This window comes from Algoriphagus sp. PAP.12 (genome assembly GCF_026652115.1).
In the GTDB taxonomy this organism is placed as follows: domain Bacteria; phylum Bacteroidota; class Bacteroidia; order Cytophagales; family Cyclobacteriaceae; genus Algoriphagus.
Window position 1 is genome coordinate 103877 of sequence record NZ_JAPPSQ010000011.1, and the last position, 21379, is coordinate 125255.

Annotated in this window: 20 protein-coding genes and 1 tRNA gene; 7 read left to right on the forward strand and 14 right to left on the reverse strand. The window is 42.2% G+C overall.

Translation table 11 applies throughout. The features are described from left to right. Positions 1–5: 5 nt before the first annotated feature. The 11 genes from O0V13_RS14060 to O0V13_RS14110 form a co-directional block, all read right to left on the reverse strand. On the reverse strand, positions 6–317 hold the full coding sequence (locus O0V13_RS14060; protein ID WP_268035599.1) for a hypothetical protein: 312 nt from the start codon (positions 315–317) through the stop codon (positions 6–8). Then, positions 307–801, reverse strand: coding sequence for an RNA polymerase sigma factor (locus tag O0V13_RS14065; RefSeq protein ID WP_268035600.1), 495 nt, complete (start codon positions 799–801; stop codon positions 307–309). Before O0V13_RS14065 ends, O0V13_RS14060 begins: the two co-directional genes overlap by 11 nt. A 118-nt stretch (positions 802–919) precedes the next feature. Further along, a complete protein-coding gene (locus O0V13_RS14070) occupies positions 920–1573 on the reverse strand; it encodes a porin family protein (protein ID WP_442780929.1) in 654 nt (217 codons plus the stop codon). Between the two features lie 27 nt (positions 1574–1600). Beyond that, positions 1601–4384 (reverse strand): carboxypeptidase-like regulatory domain-containing protein, encoded by a 2784-nt coding sequence (locus O0V13_RS14075; protein WP_268035602.1) that lies wholly within the window; start codon positions 4382–4384, stop codon positions 1601–1603. 89 nt (positions 4385–4473) lie between these two features. Then, positions 4474–4671, reverse strand: a complete 198-nt coding sequence (locus O0V13_RS14080) for a hypothetical protein (RefSeq protein WP_035464276.1) — start codon at positions 4669–4671, stop codon at positions 4474–4476. An 11-nt stretch (positions 4672–4682) separates the two neighbouring features. Beyond that, positions 4683–6221 carry a glutamate--tRNA ligase gene (gene gltX, locus O0V13_RS14085; protein WP_268035603.1) on the reverse strand — a complete coding sequence of 513 codons (1539 nt, stop codon included), beginning with the start codon at positions 6219–6221 and terminating at the stop codon, positions 4683–4685. A gap of 123 nt (positions 6222–6344) precedes the next feature. Further along, positions 6345–6635: a hypothetical protein gene (locus tag O0V13_RS14090; RefSeq protein WP_268035604.1), complete on the reverse strand. Its 291-nt coding sequence runs from the start codon at positions 6633–6635 to the stop codon at positions 6345–6347. Positions 6636–6830: 195 nt separating this feature from the next. Further along, positions 6831–7196, reverse strand: a complete 366-nt coding sequence (gene rplS / locus O0V13_RS14095; protein ID WP_073572580.1) for a 50S ribosomal protein L19 — start codon at positions 7194–7196, stop codon at positions 6831–6833. A gap of 51 nt (positions 7197–7247) precedes the next feature. After that, entirely contained in the window at positions 7248–7964 is a 717-nt protein-coding gene (gene trmD, locus O0V13_RS14100) for a tRNA (guanosine(37)-N1)-methyltransferase TrmD (RefSeq protein WP_268035605.1), read from the reverse strand. Positions 7965–7966: 2 nt separating this feature from the next. Beyond that, on the reverse strand, positions 7967–8497 hold the full coding sequence (rimM, locus tag O0V13_RS14105) for a ribosome maturation factor RimM (protein ID WP_268035606.1): 531 nt from the start codon (positions 8495–8497) through the stop codon (positions 7967–7969). 15 nt (positions 8498–8512) lie between these two features. Then, the gene (locus O0V13_RS14110; protein WP_073572583.1) at positions 8513–9076 is read right to left on the reverse strand and encodes a 30S ribosomal protein S16; all 564 of its coding nucleotides are present in this window, start codon (positions 9074–9076) and stop codon (positions 8513–8515) included. Between the two features lie 191 nt (positions 9077–9267). Here O0V13_RS14110 and O0V13_RS14115 point away from each other — a divergent pair. After that, a tRNA-Arg gene (locus tag O0V13_RS14115) sits at positions 9268–9339 on the forward strand. 384 nt (positions 9340–9723) lie between these two features. Then, complete coding sequence (locus O0V13_RS14120) at positions 9724–10488, forward strand: metallophosphoesterase (protein ID WP_268035607.1); 765 nt, start codon at positions 9724–9726, stop codon at positions 10486–10488. A gap of 311 nt (positions 10489–10799) precedes the next feature. On the opposite strand, the gene O0V13_RS14125 is transcribed toward O0V13_RS14120, so the two are convergent. Further along, on the reverse strand, positions 10800–11186 hold the full coding sequence (locus tag O0V13_RS14125) for a helix-turn-helix domain-containing protein (RefSeq protein ID WP_268035608.1): 387 nt from the start codon (positions 11184–11186) through the stop codon (positions 10800–10802). Positions 11187–11559: 373 nt separating this feature from the next. Between O0V13_RS14125 and O0V13_RS14130 the strand changes: the two genes are divergently transcribed. The 4 genes from O0V13_RS14130 to O0V13_RS14145 all read left to right on the forward strand — a co-directional run bounded on the left by O0V13_RS14130 (position 11560) and on the right by O0V13_RS14145 (position 18338). Further along, the gene (locus O0V13_RS14130) at positions 11560–11757 is read left to right on the forward strand and encodes a hypothetical protein (RefSeq protein ID WP_268035609.1); all 198 of its coding nucleotides are present in this window, start codon (positions 11560–11562) and stop codon (positions 11755–11757) included. Positions 11758–11998: 241 nt separating this feature from the next. Then, positions 11999–13726: a TlpA family protein disulfide reductase gene (locus O0V13_RS14135; RefSeq protein WP_268035610.1), complete on the forward strand. Its 1728-nt coding sequence runs from the start codon at positions 11999–12001 to the stop codon at positions 13724–13726. Positions 13727–13742: 16 nt separating this feature from the next. After that, positions 13743–16928, forward strand: a complete 3186-nt coding sequence (locus O0V13_RS14140) for a SusC/RagA family TonB-linked outer membrane protein (RefSeq protein ID WP_268035611.1) — start codon at positions 13743–13745, stop codon at positions 16926–16928. 51 nt (positions 16929–16979) lie between these two features. Continuing rightward, a complete protein-coding gene (locus O0V13_RS14145) occupies positions 16980–18338 on the forward strand; it encodes a RagB/SusD family nutrient uptake outer membrane protein (protein ID WP_268035612.1) in 1359 nt (452 codons plus the stop codon). Between the two features lie 57 nt (positions 18339–18395). Here the strand turns inward: O0V13_RS14145 and O0V13_RS14150 are convergent, their stop codons facing one another. Both O0V13_RS14150 and O0V13_RS14155 read right to left on the reverse strand, forming a co-directional pair. Further along, positions 18396–18668 (reverse strand): hypothetical protein, encoded by a 273-nt coding sequence (locus O0V13_RS14150; RefSeq protein ID WP_268035613.1) that lies wholly within the window; start codon positions 18666–18668, stop codon positions 18396–18398. A 262-nt stretch (positions 18669–18930) separates the two neighbouring features. Further along, entirely contained in the window at positions 18931–19386 is a 456-nt protein-coding gene (locus O0V13_RS14155) for a MauE/DoxX family redox-associated membrane protein (RefSeq protein ID WP_268035614.1), read from the reverse strand. A gap of 1332 nt (positions 19387–20718) precedes the next feature. Between O0V13_RS14155 and O0V13_RS14160 the strand changes: the two genes are divergently transcribed. Then, the gene (locus O0V13_RS14160; protein WP_268035615.1) at positions 20719–21309 is read left to right on the forward strand and encodes a hypothetical protein; all 591 of its coding nucleotides are present in this window, start codon (positions 20719–20721) and stop codon (positions 21307–21309) included. Positions 21310–21379 lie beyond the last annotated feature (70 nt).

Sequence of the window (21379 nt, forward strand, 5' to 3'; positions counted from 1 at the left end):
TTGGTTTAGAAATCTGTCAAAAGGGAGGAAGTCGTGGATTCCCAGGTGTCGATAAATGCCTTTTCTTCTATGATTATTTGTTGTTCATTATTTTCACCTTGCTCCAAGGAGATGATGATCACCTCTGCCGGTGCTTCTGGCGCTTGGGATAGTTGGAAGAACCAAAAGCATCCCACTAAGAAGCTGGCAGCGATGCCCGATGGGAGCCACCAGTTGATGGCTTTCACTTTTGCTTCTGGAAACTCGGGAATCTCCAGCTGTTGATCTTGCTTTTTCATTTCTGAGAAAAAGCTATGTAGCATTTCGTCATTTTCCATTTTGCTCGATCAGTTGAGATTTTTGAATCAATTCTTTGAGTTTTTTCTTTCCACGCTCATAATGAGTGCGGGCCGTTCCTACATTGATTTGTAGGATTTCTGCGCTTTCTGCGATAGTCATTTGATGGTAAAAGACCGCCATGATCACCTCTCGCTGCATTTCTGGAAGTTTTTTGATCATCCCCTCATAATCCGTGGAGTCTACTTCCTCAATCGTATCGATTGGGTCGTAGCTTTCCTCTAGCGGGACTACTTTTCCTGCTTTTCTATATTCATCGATGATGGTGTATCGAATTATAGAGAAGAGCCAGGTTTTTGCTTTTTTAGGATCTTTTAGCTTTGCTTTTCCTTCCAGAATCTTCAAATAAGACTGCTGCAACATATCTTTTGCCAGTTCATCATCGAATTGACAACATTGCCTTGCCCAGATATAGGCATCGCGATGAAGCTGTTTGAGGATATGTTCGAGCTCAGTCCGATTCATTTACATCCATTAGTCGGGTAAATGGAGGAATATATGACAAAAAGGTTAAAAAAGTTTAGAAGGTTTAAGGTTGGAAAGTGGTAAACCTTTGAATTTTACCACTTTCCAACATTCGAACTTATTTATCCTTTATCTTAAATAAATAAGCCAATGAAAACTCTAGATTAGTGGAGGACATGTCAAAAATTCGGTCTTGGCCTTCTGGATTGGTGAAATCATAGGAAAAGCGGACTTCCGCAGCTAAAGTACTTTTGCCGAAGAGTTTGGAAATTCCAGCACCTCCTGTCAATCCATACATAAACCTATTAGGCGAATCATCAGATCCTCCAAAAGTAGGAATCTCCGCTGGGCTTGCATCGCTAAATTCGCGTTGAACATCTTTGGCATTTACCAAATATCCAAAATGGGTTCCCATCTTTATTTGAAATCTTCCAGATCTTCCAGCATAGAATGATGCCAAAAACGGAACTTTTAAATAGTTGAACTCTGTGATGTTTGTAGCAATCGGATCCAAATCTTCATTGAGCTGCTTATAGCCTAATGTGATCCATTGGAGGTTGAGTTCTACACCTGCGTTTTTTGAATTGAAATGCTCCACTACCAAAGCAAAAGTAGGCTTACCGACACTCTCAGCTGTAATTCCTCGGGAATTGGCAGCAGGTCGATACGTGTAGGTGGCATTGGTAAATCCTCCTCGGATTCCGACACTAGTCTGTGCCATCGCCGAAAATCCACATATTAATAAGAATAAAACTAAAAGGGTGCTACGCATACCCAAAATAAGGGAATCTGATCGAAATTATTTTTGATTAATTGTGAAAGTACCTGAAATAGGAGCCCCATTGATAGAAAGACCTCTAATTTCTACAGTCATTGGACCTGCATTATCATTGGTGAAGAAAGTGATGGAAGCATTTCCAGACTCGTCAGTGACAAGCATCGGATTCCAGTATAATGTTTGGCGAATATCTTTTGCCATTGATTCTTCTTCCTGCTCATAATCTACTTGATAAAAGCTTTGAGGTGGCTGGTAGCCTTCAATAGTAAACATTGACATTCCTTTGGTGCCAAGAGGGCCAGATCCGTTTCCACCTTCTTTGAGATATACGGCGATAACGCCATTTTTGCCCTGCTCCCCAAGGGTAGATACTATTCGGGAAACAACTTCTACTCTGTCTATATCTCGTGGGTCGATGGTGCGCAAATTATCAGCTGCGGTAATTGAACCAACACTTGGTCTTACCGCTCCATTGACCATCACGACGGGTTCAAAAGAACCTGAAGCTGAACTTCCCCCACCTCTGATTCTGATTTGTTGCTGCCCTGAAGTACCTGCAATAATCACTCTCATTCCAGGTACATTTCCTGCCAAACTATTTACCAAGTCTACTGTATTGCCTGTTCCCATCAATTTGTCTCCAGTGACGATATAATCAGGATCTCCATAGATTGCTTGGCTGCTTTTCTTCTCTTTAGTACCATCCTCAGCTTCTTCGTTTGCAGAAATAGGCTCTATGAGTTGCAATGGACGGATAGCTTCATCTGCTTTAGTCGTTTGAGGAAAAATTGGATTTAAGGGAAGTACGACCGGAGCTTTTAAATCTTCAACCAATTCTACGTTTTCAATGGGTTTGCCTTTTTTATCCATTGCCTGAATAGCAAGTTTCATCGGTCCATAAAACTCCATATCCTCCATGGCAAATTCTCCATTTTTGTCTGACTCCAAGTCAATCATTCCTTCGAAATCATTGACAAATACAGTGATTTCACCTTCTTCCCCTTTGCCTTTTTCATCGGTCACTTTCCCTTTTTTCGTAAGCCCTTTTTCAATTTGATAGGAGAAGCGATCCAAGTTTACCGTTTCAGGGATCTTTTCCAATTTCAATTGATCAGTAATATTGACCGGGTAGGGAACCATCGGGATTTGAGTTTGATCAATAATAGAAACTGCTAAGATCGCCTGGATCCCCATTTGGGATTGATCTTTTGCAGAAAGAGTCAATGTTACCTTTTCTCTTTTACCATACTGGTCTTGATTCGGTTTTACTGAGAAATTCGGGTTTTGAACTTCAGAGGCTGTACCTGGACTTACTCTTGAATATAGATCCAAAACCTCCAATGGTTGCATGAAAAGGTAGTCTGGACCATAGTTTCTATTCCAATTGGTATAAGCTCTCAAGAAATATTTCTCCTCTGAGAGGCTGTCGGGCAAATGGAAGTTACCTGAGACTCCTCCGTTGAAGATTTTGAATTTCTTTTCAATAATATAATCTCGATTTTCATTGATCAATTCTACATAGAGCACCTTACTAAGTTCTTCTTTGAGATAAGGATTGCCATAGTTGATAAAGGCCTTAAAATAAACCTCATCCCCAGCATAGTAGACTGGTTTGTCAGTATGTATGAATACTTTCTCTTGGAGGTTTTGAGCAGTCCTTTCCAAACTTTGAAGCTGAATGGCTTTTTCGGCATCGTAATCCAAAGGCAATAGGGTAGAAATCCGCTTTCTGTCCATGTCACCGGAAAAAACCAGGTCTTGTGGATTGAGGACTGAACCATTTTCTTTTACTCTAACCTTTCCGCCATTGACTTCTAGCCAAGAGACTGGATAAGGAGCATCTTTATAAGTATTGACTTGCGTATATCCTTTTTGATAGTGGATTTCTATTCGACCTTTCATATTGATCAAATATTCGCCTGGTTTGTCTGCTTTGGTTACTAAGTTGTCTGGTTTGTATTCTACAACTGACCTCCCCAATTCATTAGCAAAAATATCAGACCTCATATTCATGGAAGGGGATCCTCCTGCTTTATCTCCATAGAGATAAAACCCTTCTTTTTGGTGTTCGCCAGTCAACAAAGCCCGAAACATATTTTGAGGCGATTTTCTATAGGTATCGGCTCTGTTTTGTTCCCATGCGGTCCGCTGGTTCTCTGATTCAGGGGTCATTTCTTCAAATCGAGCCGCCCCTGCAATTCTATAGCTCGTTGGGTTGTCAAAAAACTCCTTCAGGTCAAAGGTGATTTTATAGCCCAGATAATTGTTCATGATTTCAATGGGAAGAAGAGCTTCAGCCTTAAAGCTTCCTTTTTCTTCTGCTTCGGGGAAGTCTATCACCCAGGGGTTTTCGATTTGAGATTGGCCTGCTACTGCATCATTACCAAGAAATAGGTTTTCGAATTTCCGAAGATCCCTTTCCCAAGTTTTGTCTCTTTTGGCTTTGATTTCTACATCAGAAAGTTCTGTTTCCAAAGCTTTCATACTCAGGTTGACAGTCAATGTTCCTCCTGGATTTAGGGTGATAGGCTTTGTCTGCGCCTCATAGCCCATAAAAGAAAAACTCAATTCAATCGCCCCAGGCTCCAATCCTTCCAAAATGTATGCGCCATCCATATCCGTGACCGTAGAAATGGTGGTGTTATTGATGAAAACATTGCAGAAGGGAAGTGTTTCGCCGGTTTCTGAATCTTTTACGATCCCTTTTACAGATGCCGATTGGGAAAAAGCATAAAGGGTGGTAGTGAAAGCGAGGAATAGAATTCCGAATATTCTCTTTTGGAAATTATTTGAAAAAAATCTCATTTGTTTTTTGGGATAGAATCCTTGAAAAATAAGATTTTAATTTCGTTATGAAAAAATAAAAGCCCCTAGAAAGGAGCTTTTTATAAATATTAGGATTTTTTTACATCATCCAGATCATCACGGTCTTTGAGTTTTTTGTCTTCCACATTTTGGTTCAAAAACTCATTGATCTTATCGATGGGAAAGGAGGAGCTGATTTCGCCGAAAGAATTGATTTCCATTTTGAAACCTTTCAATTCCTCGTGAACTTTTGGATCCTCGTCTTTCTTTTTTTTCTTCTTGCTCATGGCTTTGGTTTTTATCCTGCTATGCTTAACGTATCCAAAGCAAATCGGATGCGTTTGGCCAGTTCAGCCGTTCCTAAGATAGCAAATATCTCCATCAAATCCGGTCCGCCGCCAACACCTGTTACTGCCAAACGAACAGCTTGCATGACTTTACCCGACTTGATTTCTTCCGCTTCGGCAGACTCACCCAATAAGTTTTTGGCAGTTTCTGCGTCAAATGTTCCACTGAAATTATCCAAAACTCCTGCATAATGAGTCAAAACCTTAACGGCATCTTCATTCCATTTTTTGGATGCTACTTGCTCATCAAAAGTATCTGGAGCAATAACAATGTATTGGTAGTCTTTCCAGAATTCTGCAGGGAAGGTCACTCTTTCTTTGGTTAGGCGAACCATATTTTCTGCCAGTTCTGGAGAGATTTCAGTTCCTGTGGACTTGGCATCAGCTACCACAAATTCCGCTAATTCAGAATCAGGTTTTGATCTCAAATATTGTTCGTTGTACCACTTAGCTTTGGCAATATCAAACTTGGTTCCTGACTTTCCAATTCTTTCAATGGAGAAGGCTTCTACCAATTCTTCTTTGGAGAAAATCTCCTGATCATTTCCTGGGTTCCAGCCCAAGAATGCCAAGAAGTTCAAGAAAGCATCAGGTAAGTATCCTTGCTCTCTAAATCCGGCTGCAGTCTCCCCAGTAGCTTTGTTTTCCCAGTTTAATGGGAATACAGGGAAGCCTAATTTGTCTCCGTCACGCTTAGAAAGCTTTCCGTTTCCATCAGGCTTCAATAACAAAGGTAAATGGGCGAATTGAGGCATGGTGCTTTCCCAACCGAAGAACTTATAAAGCAAAACGTGCAAAGGAGCAGAGGGTAACCATTCTTCGCCACGGATCACATGGGTGATTCCCATCAAGTGATCATCGACGATATTCGCCAAGTGATAAGTGGGCATTCCATCTGATTTCATTAAAACTTTATCATCCAAGGTGGAGGAATGAACCATCACCCAACCACGGATCATATCATTGAGACGAACTTCCTCTTTACGAGGGATTTTTACGCGGATCACATAAGGATCTCCTGAAGCCAATCTCTCTTTTACTTCCTCTTCAGAAAGTGTCAGGGAGTTTTTCATCTGAGTTCTGGTGATGCTATTGTATTGAGGCTGAACTACCCGAGCAGCGGTCAATCTCTTTCTCATAGCTTCCAGTTCCTCAGAAGTATCGAAGGCATAATATGCATGACCTTTTTCTACCAAATCCAGTGCATATTGCATGTAATCTGCTTTACGCTCAGACTGTCTGTATGGACCAACCTCTCCTGGATTCCAAGGACTTTCATCTGCAGTGATGCCCAGCCAATCTAAAGAATCTTTGATATAATCCTCCGCTCCCGGAACGAATCGAGTCTGATCTGTATCCTCTATTCTCAGAAGGAATTTTCCCCCATTCTTTTTTGCAAAAAGATAATTGTAAAGGGCTGTTCTCACCCCCCCGATATGTAATGGCCCTGTGGGTGAAGGGGCAAATCTTACTCGAACTTCTCTACTCATGCTTGGCTGTTATTTCTTATCGAGGTAATAGACCTCAAGGATTCAATTAAATCAGCTGCAAAGATAGGGATTTGTCAAGGAAGGGAAATTCTAGCTTGTGATAATTCTGTCAATTAAAGGCTACTATTCTTTCTCAATCACCTTTTTCAAATATCCCAAAACAAAAAAAGCGATCATAGCCCCAATCCCGGGAAGTGATAAAATGAGCATTTTCAGGAATTTTTCATTTTCCTCAGGTGTGAAATGGAAGAATGAAAATTTCACGGATATCCTCCAATCAGTCATCAGGTCCAAGTAGGAGAGATAGATGAAATAAATAGAAAGGCAGATAAGAAGAACTGCCAATACCTGGAAAATACTGATTACAACTGTCGCCAAATTTTTGGCTGGATCAATTAAGCTGGGAGAATTCATTGTGAAAAAAGATTGATTAAATATAAAATTTAACTCTCAGGGAATCAATGAACTGTGTGTTAAAATTGGCTAATGTGTTGGTAATGATGATAACGAAAAGTATTAAGGCTTTATTTTAATCAAATGCTCAATGGGCTAAAAATCAAAAAAGGAACCCATTGCTGAGTTCCTTTTTGATGAGAAGAGTATGCACTCTTAGTGCTTCACTCTGATTTTTTCCTTGATACGAGCAGCTTTACCCTGACGTCCTCTCAAGTAGAACAATCTAGCTCTTCTTACTCTACCTTGTCTCAATACGTCGATTTGCTCGATAGCTGGAGAAAGGATTGGGAAGATACGCTCAACACCGATTCCGTTGGAGATTTTTCTTACTGTGAAAGTCTCACCATTGGAGTTAGGGTTTTTACGTTGGATCACAGTTCCCTGGAACTGCTGAACTCTTTCCTTGTTACCTTCTTTAATACGTACGTGTACGTTGATTGTATCACCAGCTTTGAAAGAAGGGAATTTGGCTCTAGCCTCTTGGTATTCCGCTTCTACAATTTTCAATAGTTCGCTCATAGCTTTTATATTTTATGCTTTCGCTGTTTGGCCAACGCGTGGCTTTTTGAATTACTTCTTGTTCGATTTTTTATCGCTTTCTCCCAAACCTGACTTGGCGAATAAATCCGGCCTACGTTCTCGGGTTCGGCGAACCGATGCTTCAAATCTCCATTCATTTATTTTGGCTTCATGACCTGAAAGCAAAACCTCTGGGACTTCCATCCCTTGCCATTCGGCTGGTCTGGTATATACAGGAGGTGCTAGCAGATGATCTTGGAAGCTGTCTGTCAAAGCTGAGGTTTCGTCATTGAGTACTCCGGGAATCAGGCGAATGATTGCATCAGCCACTACAGCTGCTGCCAATTCTCCTCCGGAAAGCACAAAGTCTCCGATACTGATCTCTTTGGTGATATACCGCTGTCTGATTCGTTCATCCACTCCTTTATAATGACCACAAAGGATCAGGAGATTTTGATTCATCGAAAGCGCATTGGCCATGGGCTGGTCGAAGGTCTCACCATCAGGAGTCATATAGATGATTTCATCATATGTTCTTTCCTTCTGAAGAGTCTCGATACAAAGTGAAATCGGCTCGATCATCATGACCATTCCGGCTCCACCTCCATAGGCATAATCATCCACTTGCTTTTGCTTGCCTGTGGCATAATCGCGTAAGTTGTGTACTCTGACTGTGGCAAGACCTTTCTCTTCGGCTCTTTTGAGAATCGAATGTGAAAAGGGGCCTTCCAATAATCCGGGTACTACGCTGATAATGTCAATGTGCATGCTCAGTCTTCCAAATAAATGTCAAGTAGGCCATCGGGTAACTGGCAGTAAACTTTTTTTGCTGCCTTATCCACCTTGGTGATGATTCCATCCTGAATAGGGATGAGAACTTCTTTGCCTTGGTGTTTTACTCCGAGGAGATCTTGGGTTTCCATATCATAGATGACTTCTACTGGACCTAAAAGGCCTTTGGATTCATCTTCTACTTCAAACCCAATTAGTTCGTGGTAGTAATATTGATCCTCATTGAGCTCAGGAAGTGCAGTGAGAGGAAGGTAAACTTCCGACCCTACTAATCCTTCTACTTGCTCGAGAGAATCCAGCTCTTCAAATTTTGCCAGTACTTTATTTCCCGGCTGAAGTACGAAGTGTTCCAAAAAGAAAGGAACCATTCGGCCTTTTTGATCTAAGAAGAGATGCTCTAAGTCCTCGTATTCTTCTGGATAATCTACATCCAAGACGATGACTACTTCACCACGAAGTCCATGAACCTTGGTTACATAGCCCAATTGAAAGCACTGCTCCTTGTTCATGGGGAGAATTGATTATTAAGCTTGTGCTTCGTCGCCTTCTGCGGAAGCTTCAGGAGCAGCCTCTTCTGGTGCATTTTCAGCAGCAGCTTCAGCTTCAGCGGCTGCAGCAGCAGCTTTAGCTTCATCTTCTCTTGCTTTGATAGCGTCCAAACGAGCCTGATTTTTAGCGGTCTCCGCATCCAAAGCTTTCTGACGAGCAGCTTCTTTAGCTTTACCGATAGATTCTACTTTACCAGCAATCTTAGTTTCTTTCTCTTGTAGCCATGCTTCAAACTTAGCATCAGCTTGTTCTTGAGTGATTGCACCTTTAACCACACCAATTTGAAGGTGTTTTTTCAGCATTACACCTCTGTAAGAAAGCATTGCTTTCACAGTGTCAGTAGGCTGAGCTCCGTTCAACAACCACTGTAGAGCACGCTCATTGTTGATGTTGATGGAAGCAGGGTTAGTGTTCGGATTGTAAGTTCCGATTTTCTCGATGAAGCGTCCATCTCGTGGAGCTCGTGCATCTGCGATAACCACGTCATAGATAGCCATTTTCTTTCTACCTCTACGTGCTAATCTGATTTTAACTGCCATAATTTATCTGTGTTTGTTAAGTGGATGGAACCCGTCCATCCTAAATTTGGAGTGCAAAGATAGCTTAATTCCCTGTAATGCCATAAGTTGGCTGGAAATTATTTGCAGGAAAATGAGTATTTCCTTATTCTTGGGACCCTGATTTGATACAAATTTAAAGAAATTTGATTTTCTCGTGATTTTCAGGTTCTGGCCCCGTAGTTCAATGGATAGAATAGAAGTTTCCTAAACTTTAGATCCAAGTTCGATTCTTGGCGGGGCTACTTCTTAAGAAAAGGCCGAAAAATTGGATTTTTTAGTCTTTCTAAATGGTTGTTTTACAGTATGGATACTCTCTATTACTGAGTTTATCCAACTAGTTTCACAGATATCTCTTTCAAACAAATGGAATTTCCGATTCATGATGTTATATCGGTCACAGGGATAGAATCTTTGGCGGTAAAGACGACTGAAAGAAAAGCAAATTTGGAAGGGATAATCAATGAACTCTCCTTTGACATTCCTGTTTATATTGATAATACGAATAAGCTTTTTATTGACCATGATATACTACAAGAAAGGAAATTTATTGGATTCAAGTGCGGAAGACTGTCCACACGGTAACAATGGCCATGTGACTACCCTGAAAGGGCTAATAAAAAAAAGTAATGCCAATTAAACTCCAATACGTCTCCGACCTTCATTTAGAATTTCCTTTTAATAACGAATTCTTAAAGCGACATCCTTTGCCACCGGTAGGTGATATATTGGTTTTGGCTGGGGACATTGTTCCTTTTGCCGTAATTGATAGATATATTGATTTTTTCAGCTATGTGGCAGATAATTTTAAAACTACTTATTGGTTGCCCGGAAATCATGAATATTACCATTTTGATTTAGCTGAAAAAAGTGGGGTACTGCATGAAGCTATTCGCAGCAATGTATTTTTGGTGAACAATACATCTGTTATTTATGGAAATATAAAATTGATTTTTTCTACCCTTTGGAGTCACATCAGTACAGCCTATCAATGGCAGATTGAACGGTGCCTAAATGATTTTCATCTAATTAAAAACAAAGGTCTTCGGTTTTCGGCTGAGGAATACAACCAGTTGCATGCAGAAAGTTTGGCATTGATTGAAAATGAACTAAGTGCACATCAGAATGTACAAAAAGCCGTTTTTACCCATCACTGCCCTACATTTCTCAACTATCCAGAGCAATATAAAGGCGATATACTCAATGAAGCTTTTGCAGTGGAACTTCATGACCTTATAGAAACGTCCGGAATTGCCAGTTGGGTGTATGGACATCATCATAGCAATACATCTGAGTTCATGATTGGCAATACCAAGCTCATTACCAATCAGATGGGTTATGTACAACGAAACGAGCATCAGCTTTTTGAACCCGGTAAAGTTTTTGAAATATGAAAATTCAAGATAAAAAAGCTTAATCTTCACAATAAATCAATAAGATTTATCAGACATGATTTGTTTTATTACAAAGGCAGGTATGCTTTAGATGTATGGAAATATTACCAGTTAACTTTGGTTGACATTACCAAATGACAGAACTGTGGTAAATCAGATTTTTTTTATACCTGAGAGTGAAGGATAGCAGAATTGAACGAATTGAGATGGCACTAGATTAAATTTTAGGGAAATATATATGGGAAGAGGATTAGATTACGGGAGTGTTAGCTTAACTCTGGCCTTCCGTTGGGTTGGTACTCCGAATAAGTTTATTTTTGGTTTTGATTTTCAGTTTCTACAGCTACCACATCAAGGATCTTGTATTCAAATTTATTTTTAGCAAGTTCACCATCCTTTTTTGGCAGAGGTAGTTTTTCGAGAATTATCTTAACAAGATCCTTCCTTACAATTCCTTTTGGGAGAACCTCACCTACATTTTTAAAACCTAATGCTTTAGCTATTAGAGGTAAATGACGAATATTATATTTGGCACTGTTGCCAAACATTTCAACTTTCCCTACAAATCCTGATGCTAACCCCATTTTTTGACTTAACTCTACTTGTGTTATGCCTTGATCTTCTCTGAGTTCTTTAACGTGAAGGATCAGCCGAAAATCCATCTCTGACATTTCTTGCTCAACTATTTTACTTGGCATAGAAGTTTTTTATGCCAAGGGACATTAAATTCAATATAAAATCACCTCCATATATGGAAGTGTAAAATAAATGCTTATATTTAAATCAATTAAAATATCAGCGGCATTTATGCCGCGCCGAGTATTACGATTCTCTCGTACAAAAACCGCCAGTATTGACCACGAGAGGATGTGATGACTCGCCCTGTTCTGGACTTAAAGTTTCTTTTGATATCTTTGAGTACAGTAGGGCGGGCTTTGCATCAGTCTTTAGTGGTCAACTTTCCGAAAGGATGCGGGTTACCTGGCGGTTTCCTGTACTAAAGCAGTAAGGCTCGCCCTATTTTATGGCGATTTTTACAATAGAGACTCGTTTTACCATTTTTCATTACTAATGAAAACGAGCATGATTGATTTACTTCCTTTTCTGTTGCAGACAGTAGCCTGTAGGATCCGCAGGTTGGGAGGGTATGCTTTGCTGGTAAGCGGGTCATTTAGTTCTTTACCTATTTATTGTAAATTATTACCAATGGTACATGGGATCACTGCGATAGATCGTCTGTATCCTATCAAACCTAAGCAGCCTGTTTGAGGCTTAACCCTTTTTTTACCCTGATTGATTCTGTAGATTTTTTGTATTCATCTGCGGGACTATCAAACCTAATCAGGGGCGAATCGGAGTATGAATCTGTTTCCGCCATGGAGAATTCAGATTTCCTCTCTGATTAATTCTAACCAATCCTTTCACATTTTACAAAGCCCCTAGGGCTTGCTGGGAGAAGTCTGCCTTGTAAGTATTGCTTCTGGTGGTGACCCTTGGGCATTTCAAGCATATGAAAAAATTACTACTACTATGCTTACTGGGAGGGGTATGCCTTTTCAGTAATGAACTAAGTGCACAAAATATAGTTGCTGATCCACCCGGGACGAACTTTCTTCATAGGTTCATGTCCCTTCGGGGCGGGGAGACCCGCTCCGACCTATTCTCTAAGGGATTTAGTTTAATTGATGATTCTATTTCTCTAGGGCAGGAGGGCGATAGTCCTTCTGCCCGCATGGGGAAGGCCGCTCCGGTGCTGATCTATGGGGAGTTTATGGGGATGATTCCGGATAAGGAAGTCTATCTGTACACCTGGCCCAGGTATACCGGAAATGGATTTATCTATCAGGAATCCACCAAACAAGAAGTTTCCCTGGACAGACCTACCCTTCAGCGGGGAGGAGCAGGAGAAGTTCGGAGAATATTTAACGCAAGCAGTCCGTCCTATATGGATCCCTTTTATTTTTTACTAAGGGATGAAGACACCCGGCTTACTTCTCACTTTCTGGCCTTTCCCGGAGATTCCCTGATGTTGAGATGGTATAGGTTTACGAACAGGGTTTCCTTTTCGGGGCCTCAGGCTAAACAGTTTGAATTACAGCATGTATTGGCTGGTTTAACGGCCAGTTCGAAATACACGACCGCCCAGAACATCATCGTCAAGGACAGAGAGAAATTCCTGGCAGAATATAACCCAAAGGGAGAGTTGGAAGCTGCCAAAAAGCAGTTGGGACGCCATCTTGAGGTGGTAGTTATGGGCAAGGAAGAACTTGACCTGTTAGAGCATAGTATGGGCGACAGGGAATTTGCTGATCAGGTGGAAAGGATGGTAGAGGCCTACCGGGAAGATATCCCTGCCACCCGGCTTGCCCTGATACAGACAGATGTGCTGAGCAATCATTATGCGTTACAGGCAGAGTCCCTGAGCCGTTTATTGATCCGGTTTCCGGAATGGTTAAAGGAAGCAGAAACAGCAGGTAGAATTACCGATATGTTGACGGACTTGGATCAGAAACTCAAGTCCAAAACTGTTCCGCAAGCCTTGGTTACTTCCGGGTATATCGAGTTTTGGTACCACTATTCAGAAGCTTCAGCCAGTGCTGCGGGGATCGATTTTTTTGATTGGATCGTCTCCCAGGAAGCTGGACTTCCAAGGGATGTTCTCTTTGAGAATTATCTACTGAGGAAAGAGCGCAGACTTCCGGATTTTGATGAAAAGTTGGGACTCATTGCCATTGAAGTCAAAGATCCGGTCATTAAAGCCCGGATTCTGGGAATTCAGGCCAATAAATCCGCAGGGGCCACTATTTCCTCTTCCCCCTTACTTAACTCGGAGGGAAACCCAATCAGTCTGACCGATTATCCGGATCAGGTAATGCTGCTGGAATTTTGGGCTCCGGGCTGTGGTGCCAGCAAGACTTTTTATGAAAAGATAATGAAAGGGCTCCATGAAAGATTTCAGGGAGAAGAACGGTTGCAACTGGTATCCATCGGAGTGGATGTGCCTGAAGGAACACTGGACAGCTTCCTGGGAGAATACTACAGCGATTCCGGGATCAACCTGCAGGCCGAAGACACCACTCCTCCGCTATTGACCCAGTTGGGAATCAGAAGCTATCCCTCCTTTGTCCTGGTCGGAAGAGATTCCCGCCTGTTGAAAGTTTCAGGCTTTCCGGACAATGATCCCAAAGCGTGGGTCAAGCTGTTGGAGGAAACTTTAAATAATGAATTCAAAGACTAAACTGGAAGAGATTAACATGAAAAAATATCTGAATAAACTTGTATTGAGTATCCTGGTACAGCTTTTTGTTGGAGGATTGTATGCCCAAGAAGGAAAGCCCGTTTCAGGAGAAGTGAAGTCAGCAGCAGACAGACAGGCACTTCCCGGAGCCAATGTCCTGATCAAAGGAACTGTTCAGGGGACCGTAACAGATGCCGAGGGAAAATTCTCGCTATCCGTAGCTTCCGACAGCATAACACTGGTGGTTTCCTATCTGGGATTCATCAATCAGGAAAAGGTAGTGGCATCCGGGTCTGCCAGTCCCTTAATTTTCTATCTGGAACCAGACCAGGTGATCTTGGGAGAAGTAGAGGTGCTGTCCACCGGCTATCAGGAGTTGCCCCGAGAGCGTGCCAGCGGATCATTTGTTCAGCTGGGGCAGGAAATGGTGGACAGAAGAGTCAGTACGAATATCCTGGACCGCCTACAGGATATCACCCCGGGTCTGATCTTTAACCGCAGCGTTGAAAGTCAGGATCCCATCAGTATCCGGGGGCGGAGCACCATTTTTGCCAATACCATGCCTTTGGTCATTGTGGATAACTTCCCTTATGATGGACCCTTGGAAAACATCAATCCCAATGATGTGGCATCCTTCACCATCCTTCGGGATGCAGCAGCAGCTTCCATCTGGGGAGCAAGAGCAGGGAATGGAGTGATTGTCATTACCACCAAAAAAGGAACAGCAGGCCAGACTCCCCAGGTGAGCTTTAATTCCAATGTTATCCTCAGTGAAAAGCCTGATCTGTTTTATGCGCCCAGAATGGAAAATACTGATTTTGTGGAGGTCGAACGGATGCTCTTTGACAGAGGGTATTACCTGAACAGCGAAAACTCCAACAGTAAGACGGCACTTTCCCCTGTGGTGGAAACACTAATTGCAGAAAGGGACGGAATCATTACTCCCGAGGAAGCAGAAAGGCGTATCACAGGATATAAAGGCCATGATGTCAGGAATGAGCTTCAGGCATTGTATTACCGTCCCAGAGCGAGCCAACAATATTCACTGGGAGTAACAGGAGGGGGTGCCAGAAATACCTATTCCATTTCTGCTGGATACGACCGGACTGATGAAAGTATCGTCGGAAATTCCCGGGAAAGGGTGACGCTCAACGCCAAGAACTCCTGGCGATTCATCAAGGATAAGCTGCAGGCCAATCTGGGAATGTATTTCGCAGGATCCGGAGTCTCCACTGGAACGGCTCTTCCGTCTCCCTATTCCTATGATTACCTGCAGGATGCCGCAGGAAATCCCTTGCCGATTACCCGGGGATACAGCAGAAGATATATTGAAGGAGAGCTGCCACTTGGTCTTTTGGATTGGAACTACATTCCTTTAAATGAAATAGGTAAGATGCAGAATACCACCCGGGCTTCAGATTTACGGGTCAATGTGGGACTGTCCTATCAGATCCTTCCGGACCTGAAGGCGAGCCTGTCCCACCAGTATTGGCAGAATAACAGTACGCAGCAGAATTATCAGCTTCCAGATAGCTACTTTGTCAGGGACTTGGTGAACCAGTTTTCAGTGCTGGAGGAGGATGGAAGCATCACCCGAAACATTCCCGAAGGAGGGATAGAGGATCGGGTGTCTAATTATGGATACAGCCATAATTTTAGAGCCCAGTTGAATTATCAGAAGAGTTTTGGTAAAAATGAACTGAACATCCTGGGCGGTTTTGAGTCCAAGTCCCTCCGAAGGGAGGGGAGTGCTACCCGTTTTTACGGCTACGAAGAGGAATTGGGAATCAGCAGACAGGTGGATTACATTACCCGTTTCAGACGTTTTTACAATAATTCACTGGCCAATATCCCATCAGTAGATGGACATAACGGGACAGTCGACAATTTCCTGTCGGGGTATTTTAATTCCTCCTTTACCCTGGACAAAAAACTGGTTCTGAATGCCAGTATCCGCAAAGACGCCTCTAATTTATTTGGAGTACGGACCAATCAAAAAGGAGTACCGTTGTGGTCAGCAGGAGCCTCCTGGGTGATCAGTGAGGAAGGGTTTGTTTCAGGATGGAACCTTCCCTTTCTAAGGTTGAGATCTACCTATGGCTATAATGGCAATGTGGACCGGTCCGTCAGTGCCTTCACTACCGCCCAATACATTGCAGGGGGACCCTTCTCCCTGATACCGAGTTTACCTTATGCAGTCATCACTTCTCCACCGAATCCGGATCTGAGATGGGAGAAAATAGGGATTCTGAACTTTGGTCTGGATGTGGAGACCACTGACGGAAGAATTCGTTCCAGCCTGGAATATTATGTCAAAAAAGGAGAAGACCTGCTGGGGGATTTTCCGGTCGCAGCATCCAACGGACTGAGGCAGTTTCGGGGGAACTTTGCCAATACGCTGACCAAAGGGTTTGATTTTGAAATCTCCACCCTGAATACCCAAGGGGCAATCCGATGGGATACCAGGCTGTTTGTAAGTTATGTCAATGAGAAAGTCACCGAATATGAACGGGAGTTTGGCGTAAATTCAGCTTTGCTGGGAGGCATAGGAGCAATTCCATTGCCAGGGAAGCCTCTCTTTTCAATTTTGAGTATTCCATTTGCGGGCTTGGACCCAACTAACGGCAACCCTTTGGGTTATATGGATGGGGAGCCGTCCGATGATTACTCGGCCATTCTGGGGTCCCTGAAGACTTCGGACCTTCGCTACCACGGCCCTTCCAGACCTACGGTATTCGGTTCTATTACCAATAATGTTGGATGGAGAGGTTTTTCCCTTTCAGTGAATATTACTTATAGACTGGGCTATTACTACAGAAGACAAACCGTCAATTACGGGGACTTGCTGACCGGGAGAATCAGTCATTCCGATTATGCGGAGCGATGGACAGAACCCGGAGATGAGTTGGTGACCGATGTGCCTTCCATGCCGGAGATCAATAACGGCAACAGAAACACATTGGTGTTGTATGGATCCAACCTGGTGGAAAAGGGAGATCATATCCGCCTTCAGGATATCCGGCTTTCCTACAGGCTCAATCAAAGTGAGGTGACCTGGTGGCCATTTCAGCAAACGGAATTCTATAGCTATGCAGACAACCTGGGAATAATCTGGAAAGCATCCGAGGATCCATTGGATCCTGATTTCAGAACAGCCAGACCGTCCAGAAGCATTTCTTTCGGAATGAGAATAGGCTTCTGATTTTCCTTTCGATCCATGTTTTCAATCATTCCAAAACCAATCAATAGAAAGATGAAAAAGATAATCAATACGATACTTATACTATTTCTGCTGACATCCTGCGAAGGATTTCTGGAGGAAAAGCCATCCGTGGATATTGTAGTGCCTGACACCTTGCAGGACCTGCAGGCATTGCTGGATAACAGCAGTATGAATTCCTCTTCAGGAATCAGTGTGATAGGAACCGATGATATTGTTACTACCCAAGAAGGCTTGCTAAGTCTGACAAACCAGATAACAGAAGGGAATTCCTATCTCTGGGAAGAGGAGATTTTCGATGGGGGAACTTCCAGTGACTGGAATACCGATTACAACAATATCCTGACAGCAAACCTTGTGTTACAACTAGTGGAAGGTGTTGAAAGAACCAGTCAGAATGAAAATACGTGGAATGGGGTTAAGGGAGCAGCTCTTTTCTATAGGGCATTTAGTTATTATGACCTGTTGCGCTTGTTCGCAGCCCAATATGATCCCGCTTCTGCCTCTACTCAACTGGGAGTCCCGTTGCGGCTTAACCCGGAAATCACCAATAAAGAACCCAGAGCAGATCTGGAAACCTGTTATCAGCAGATCCGGATGGACCTGTTGAGCTCTCTGGAATTGTTGCCGGATTTGCCGGTTGCCTATCCGACCAGAGCCAGTAAGTGGGCGGTTTATGGACTACTTGCAAGAATGTCTCTTCAAATGGGGAACTATCAAGAGGCATTGGAATTTGCGGCAGCCTGTCTGGATATCCAATCAGATCTGATCGATTACAATACCCTTGATCCCGGGGCTACCTATCCCTTCTCCCAATTTAACCAGGAAGTGATTTTCCACAGTTCTATGGTCACGTACTCTTATATCAGTCGGCCCTTGATTCATGTGAATCCTGAATTGGTGGATTTATATGATTCCACAGACTTAAGAAAAAATCTCTATTTAAGACCTGCCAGTGAGGAGGGAAAAAATAATTTCAAAGGCCATTATACTGGGGGAAGGAGTGGCTTCAGTGGGATAGCCTTGGATGAAATCCTATTAATCAGGTCTGAGGCGCTGATCCGGACGGGCCGGGTGCAAGAGGGGATGGAGGAGTTAAATAGATTGCTGGTCAAGCGATATACGATTGGTGAGTTTGAACCACTGGCAGCAGATACCGAACTGGCAGCATTGAGGATCGTCCTGGAGGAAAGAAGAAAGAGCCTAGTCTTTAGAGGACATCGCTGGGATGACCTGAGGAGGTTAAACAGGGAAGAAGAGTTCCAGACCACCTTGGTACGGGAAATAGTGGGGGTTACTTATACCCTGTTACCCAACAGCAACCGGTATGTGTACCCCATCGCACTGAATGAACTGGATTACAATGATATTCAGCAGAACGACAGGAAATAAAAAGAGGCCGTCTCTTGTTAGGGAGACGGCCTCTTTACCGTTTACTCAATCCTATTCTCAGGGAGTCCAGCTGATTTTTCTGTCCTCATTCATAGCTCCTGGAACCGGATCATTGATATCATTGCTTTGGTAGAGACAATGTGTATCAGGGTTTTCAGGACAAGAATACTCGCCTGATGCCACTACATCAGTCACATCAACAAGATTGTTGTTGCTGTCCAGACCGAAGTAAGTCTGTCCCTGTGGAGTTGGCTGCGTAAAGGCAAATGCAGCAATAACAGCCATTGAAAATACCCCTCCCCGTAGGAGATTAAGTGTTGTAAGTTTCATAATTTTAATAATTAAAGTTTACTAATAACTCCGGTCGCTTTTGAATCGCTTCCTAACCACGAATTTGGAAGTTTTCTTTCCGAGAGGGGCGGCCGGTGTTTTAAGCCCCCTGCTGTTGTCCGGCAACCACCTGGTGGCTTCACGGACCGTGTTCTGTTTTTTTTTCTATCGATTAAAAACCGCTCTCAGCGAATGTGCTGAGCAACTCTGGCCAGGTAATATTGTGATATGTTAGGTTGTCCTTTATTTGTTGTTTTTTGAGTCAATTTATTTTTTGGGTTTCAAACCATATTCCATACCCGGTTATTCCCAAAAACACGAGGTTGAAAAGGAAATGCTCTCCCCAATCCATGCTATTCAGGACTCCACCGCATGAACAGGGGATTCTCTCTGTAAGACCTAAACTGATCCATCCGATATAGGCTGTAAATAGGAGCAAGAGCATCCCACTCAACAGGAATCCAAATTTTCTCCAAGCTGAAATAAGGAGCATACTTGCAATTCCGAGTTCAAGGGCAGGAAGTAAAAAGAGCAGAATATCAGCTATCCAAATAGGGAATGCCTGGTTATACATGGCTTTTTGGGTCCCTTGCCAATCGTATACTTTGCTAATAGAAGTGTAGATGAAAAGAGCCACCAAAAGCAGGGCCGCCCCTTCCGCAATCACTGATTGAACAGATCTTATGTAGGTTCCTCTTTTCGTTTCTTTATTTTCCATCGATTTCATTTTTAGGTCAATGTTTAATAAGGTGCTCCGCCCGATTTCAGTAGTTCCTCCAGAGGTGGGGAGAAAAGTAAGTGTTGAGAAGCCCAGCTTCAAAAGGCTGAAATAGGCAGGAGCAATGAGGTAAGTAGAAAATTCACCGTTAACCCGAAATAGGTTTTCTGATTTGCTTCCTGGCGGAAATTCTTTCCTTTTAATTTTTCTTTCTTGTTTGAAATTAAAGACTTCTAACTCATGAATCACCTGTCAAATGTCTGAATATTAGTCGTTTACATATATTTCCGGCATTTGTCGCATTCGGCCGGAAAGGTTGTTCATGGCATTTAGAATGTACTACCATACCAGCCTGAGGACTAGGAAGAATATCAGTAAGATTTCTTTTGGAAAGTAAAAGTTGGTATAATTAGCAGGGATTTCAGTATAACTTGCGGAGTAGAAAGGGATTTTGGCGGGGTTTTTCTCCTAAAAGTCATGTAAAAGCACTGAAAACACGCAAAGGAAAATCTGATCAAATGTTTTCCGAAGCAAAGGGACTACAGTATTGTATGGCGGAAGGATAATTTTGAAAAAATAATGACACTTAATCGTCTAATTAGCTAAACTGAGGTCGATTTTTATGGAATAGAGAGTTTATTCTTAAAAGCCAACGAAGGTTTGCGCTCTTACAAAAAAATTCAATACGATTTACAAATGTGGTATAAACAACAGGGTTATAGGTGAAATTAACATTCTGTAAGGTCCTTAAGGATTTCTTTACTGCTTACAATAGGTATAAATAGATAAATCAATTAAAGGTTTTGGTCCTTACAGAATGTTTTGGTCCTAAATCGTGATGAGTTGTTCGAGGTAAACTTTTTATTCCTCGATATAATATAAAAACCGACTTCGGAGGATTTTCCCCACCACAACCCCGGCAGTGGTGGGCAAGATCGGATTGGCGTCAGACAATCCTACATCTTGCTCATTGCTAAGATGCAATGCTAGAATCTATCATAAAAATGATTCTTTCTCTGAATGTGAGTATTTCTGTTTGGAAAAGAAGTGATGTCCATCTAAAATAAGAAGTTGCACCTTAATTGACCATAAGGACATTATCATTTAATATAAAGACGAATAACCGTTCGAAACAAAATTCAAGCTTATGGAGATGGACAAAAGAATAAAACATAGTTTCAAGTAGCCGTATGATGTCTAGAAGCCAGTCGGATTGGTTATTTGATAATACACCGAATGGGTATCGTCTTTTTTTAGATAAAGGCCTATCGTAGCTCTTGATTAATAAATTTTTGTTTATTCCAATTGGCGATATTTAACTTATATTGAGATATGGAGGTAGCTAAAGGATACATTTCTAATGATTACAACAATCTGGACCTATCAAATCAAAAATCCGCAGATTGGAAAGTAGCAATCAAAATTTTCCAAACCAGAATAGAACTTAGATACCTGGAACCTATCCGTTTACTAATAGCCCATGAAAAGGATCTTCCAGCAAGAGATCAGAATTACGGGTTCACAATCATGGCAATTATTTGCCTTTTGATTGAGACGTTGTACAGTTTTAGAAAGGGAATTACAGATAATTCAGGAAGGGGGAAAGCTAAGGCGGCATTTGTGTCATTTTTGACGGAGTCACAGTCCTTCAAGAAATTTTTTACAGAAGACACAGCTGCCATTTTCTGTGACCATTTCAGAAATGGGATACTCCATCAGGCAGAAACTAAAAGTAAATCACGAATACGGGCAATTGGTCCGGCAGTTAGAATAATTGGGGATAGCATCGCAGTTAATAGAACCATAATTTTCGAGTTATTGGAAAAGGAAATCCGTGATTTCATTAGCGAACTGGAAGATCCTGACAATGTGGAATTACATCAAAGTTTTAAGAAAAAGATGGACTTCATTTGCTCTCGATAAAATGATCCGAATCTTCATAGGGAATGATTCTATAATTCTAGGGTTGATTAGCAGTTTTCAATTGATGAAA